Raw genomic sequence first — 3339 nt, 5'->3', positions numbered from 1 at the left:
CGTCGTGGAGCTCTTCTCCTTCCTCGATCTCGCTCCGACTCTCCCTGTCCTGCTGGTGATGGCGGTGTCGATGATCGTGCTGGGCGCCTTCGTGTGGCTCCTCCTGCTTCGGATACAGAGACCGCGATCATCTCCCAGAGATGATCTGGCCGGAGGGGCCGGCGAGATCCCCTAGGGTTGATCGCCGATGCCAGGCTGGTCCGTGGCCTATGCGTCGACAAGCTCGAGATCGGTGAGCACGGTGATGGATTCGACCATCGGTGGTTCCACGGCGAGATCGGCTATTTTCCATCTGGCGAGCTCGAAGACGTCGACCATCGACGGTAGGCCGTACCGGCCGCCGCTTACGCTGCGCTTCCAACTCTCTAGCGATCGTAGGACGTTCAGTCCCGGGCAAGGAAGTCTCCCCGCGTCGGGTGTGAGTGCCCGAGTGCCGTGCCCGTGCGGCCGATGGCGATGGTGGAAATGGCGGCGATGCAAGCTCCGGAGAGCGCGAGCCAGGTGCCGGTGATCACCAGTGCTGGCCAGAGGTCCGTCTGGGGAGCTGTGACGACGAGTCCCACACCCGTTCCTCCAGTGATCACTCCGAGCACTGTCAGGACTGCACGGGCTGCGGGACGGCGCCAAGAGACGTGCACCGTCGGATTGGACACGAAGTCGCCCAGGTTCTCTTCATCGGGTACCTCGCCGGCGTAGAACGCCTTGGCGAGACCGTCTTTACGGTTCGACAGAATCTGATTGAGTGTCAGCACCAGGACCGTGGCGCATGCGAAGACACCTGTTATGGCGACGAAAACAACGGTGTACGTGAGGGGAACCTTCATATCGAGGTTCATCGCACGGGCCGTGGAGAACCATACGGACTCCGCGGTGAGACCGGCCAGCAGTACGGTGAACGAGATCGCGCCGAAGCGGTATGTCCGGATCTGAGGCCGCAATGCCTCTCTCGCCTGGAGCTCGGCGAGGCTTCCTCGCAGCGCTCGGTGAATGACCGGGCTAGGGGCTGCGGCCATCATGGTGTGCGCCGCGTGGAGTCGTGCGATGCGGCGATGGAGCCGGGCGTCGGACGTGTAGGTGAGCAGGGCGATCGCGATCCCGACCACGGCCGTCAGGGCGCTGGTAGCGCTGATGAACGTCTCCATCGGCTTGTCCTCTCAGTGGCGTCGCGTTCACGCTATGTGCGGGGGCTGACACGCGGCGGCAGCCTGCGAGTGATGGATGACCTTGGGGTCAGTGCTCCCCGATGGCGCACTTATTTTTATCGGCGCCACTACCGACCAGCCGAGCGCGCCGGAGCAGGAAGCCGAAGGCGCGGATCCCGTCGCGGAAGAGACCACCGAGCCCGCGACGACCACGGAGGCTCCCACCACGACCGAACCCACGGACGTCCAGACCACCGAGGCACTCACGTCGGAAGAGCCCGCTGCTGTGGACACCGACGACTACGAGAAGGTCGACGAGCGCACCCTTGCGCAGATCGTCAAGGCGCCGGACGACCACATCGGCGAGCAGATCATCGTCTGCGGACGGATCACCCAGCTCGACGCGGCGACCGGTCAGTGCATGGTCCTGGCCTCGATCTCGCACGAGAAGCAGAGCGAGTGGTACGACTACGAGCACAACTCCGTGGGCGTGGCCGGGGACGGCGTGTCCGACTGTCCCGTGCTCGACCCGTTCGTCGAGGACGACGAGGTCAAGCTGTGGATCACCGTGACCGGCAGCATCAGCTACGACACGCAGATCGGTGGGAACACCACCGTGCCGTCCTACATCATCGGCAAGGCCGAGCTGGTCTGACGGCGAGCGTCCGGGACCAGGCGATGGCCCCGGCCGCTCTTCGTTGGCTCCGGCCGGGTTCAGCCCCCACCGCCCCCCTGGCATCCTGGACGCACCGCGAGAGGAGCCCTCGATGATCACCACCCCGCTCACCCTCGAGCTCGTGCGCGGCGCCGCACGCCTCGAGCCCACGCCCCGCGGGCAGCGGCCCGACCGGCTCCCCGCCGGTGTCGCTCGGCAGACCGGGGACGGGCAGCTCGCCGCCATGGCGGGCCAGCCCGCGGGCGTGCGCCTCGCCCTCACCACCACCACGACCGTGATCGAGCTGGTCTCCCACCCCACCCACGTGACCTTCCGCGGCGTGGACCGGCCCCGCGGCGCGATCGACCTGGTCGTCGACGGGGAGCTCGTGGCGAGCGACCCGCTCACCGCCGGCACCTCGGTCGTCACGGACCTCGCGACCGGCGAGGTCACGACGACCGAAGGCCCCGACCACCTCACCCGCCTCGAGGACCTCCCACCGGGGGAGAAGCGCCTCGAGCTGTGGCTCCCGCACAACGAGGGACTCGAGCTGCTGGAGCTCCGCAGCGACGCCCCGGTCAGCCCCGCCCCGTCGGCCCCTCGACGCTGGATGCACCACGGCAGCTCCATCAGCCAGGGCTCGAATGCGACCTCCCCGGCGCGGACTTGGCCGTCCCTCGTCGCCCGCGGGGCCGGGGCGGAGCTGGTGAACCTCGGCATGGGCGGCGCCGCCATGGTCGACCCGCTCATGGCGCGCGTCATCCGGGACGCCCCGGCGGACGTCATCAACCTCGCGTTCGGCATCAACTTCGTGAACGCCGATGCCATGCGCCGGCGCGCCTTCGTCCCCGCCGTGCACGGGTTCCTCGACACGATCCGCGACGGGCATCCGACGGTGCCGCTGCTGCTGGCCACCCCGCTGTACTGCGCGATCCACGAGGATACCCCGGGGCCGCTGAGCATCGACCCCGAGGCTCTCGCCGAGGGCCGACTGCGCTACGCGGCGACCGGGGACCCTGAGGATGTCCCCGCGGGGCGGCTCACGCTGCGGGTCGTCCGCGAGGCGCTCGCCGCGGTGGTCGAGGAGCGGGAGGACCCGCACCTGCACCTGGTCGACGGGCTCTCCCTCTACGGCGAGGCGGACACCGCCGAGCATCCGCTCGAGGACGGCCTGCACCCGGACACTGCGACCCACGCCCTCATCGCCGAGCGCGTGCTCGCGCAGGTCACTGGCTCCGGCGGGCCGTTCTCCTGAGCGGCGGCCACGCCCGCACGCCCCCGTGTAGGTTCACGGCATGACATCGGGCAGCGCAGACCGCGACGAGGAGCCGTACTGGGAGGAGTACCCGATCGGCGCGGTGGGAGAGCTGCTGCGCACGGTCTCCGGGGTCCTCGTCGGGATGCTCATCGGGCTCGGCGTGACGTTCGCGCTGATCATCGCGATCGGCCTGATCGTCGAGAACTCCTCGGGGGAGGTCGCGAGCATGTACGACCAGCTCGCGCGCGCCTCGGCCGTGCCGCTGCTGATCGTCACGCCGTCGG

The 3339-nt window shown here is 68.9% G+C and carries 4 protein-coding genes; 3 read left to right on the top strand and 1 reads right to left on the bottom strand.

Annotated elements, in window-relative coordinates; all coding sequences use genetic code 11:
- Window positions 1-383: 383 nt before the first annotated feature.
- Window positions 384-1142, bottom strand: a complete 759-nt coding sequence (locus ACOJSN_RS21680) for a hypothetical protein (protein WP_420114561.1) — start codon at window positions 1140-1142, stop codon at window positions 384-386.
- Window positions 1143-1218: 76 nt separating this feature from the next.
- Between ACOJSN_RS21680 and ACOJSN_RS21675 the strand changes: the two genes are divergently transcribed.
- The 3 genes from ACOJSN_RS21675 to ACOJSN_RS21665 all read left to right on the top strand — a co-directional run.
- Window positions 1219-1797 (top strand): hypothetical protein, encoded by a 579-nt coding sequence (locus ACOJSN_RS21675; protein WP_420114560.1) that lies wholly within the window; start codon window positions 1219-1221, stop codon window positions 1795-1797.
- A 112-nt stretch (window positions 1798-1909) separates the two neighbouring features.
- Complete coding sequence (locus tag ACOJSN_RS21670) at window positions 1910-3052, top strand: GDSL-type esterase/lipase family protein (protein WP_420114559.1); 1143 nt, start codon at window positions 1910-1912, stop codon at window positions 3050-3052.
- 40 nt (window positions 3053-3092) lie between these two features.
- A partial coding sequence (locus ACOJSN_RS21665) for a hypothetical protein (protein ID WP_420114558.1) occupies window positions 3093-3339 on the top strand: 247 nt, incomplete at its 3' end.

Source organism: Pseudactinotalea sp., from assembly GCF_048594945.1.
In the GTDB taxonomy this organism is placed as follows: domain Bacteria; phylum Actinomycetota; class Actinomycetes; order Actinomycetales; family Beutenbergiaceae; genus Pseudactinotalea.
The sequence above is the reverse complement of the archived record's forward strand: the minus strand, read 5'-3'. Positions and strand labels throughout refer to the sequence as shown.

Excerpts from the sequence above, each read along its gene's own strand:
- ACOJSN_RS21680 (WP_420114561.1), bottom strand. The coding sequence starts at position 1,142 with ATGGAGACGTTCATCAGCGCTACCAGCGCCCTGACGGCCGTGGTCGGG.
- ACOJSN_RS21670 (WP_420114559.1), top strand. The coding sequence starts at position 1,910 with ATGATCACCACCCCGCTCACCCTCGAGCTCGTGCGCGGCGCCGCACGC.
- ACOJSN_RS21675 (WP_420114560.1), top strand. The coding sequence starts at position 1,219 with ATGACCTTGGGGTCAGTGCTCCCCGATGGCGCACTTATTTTTATCGGC.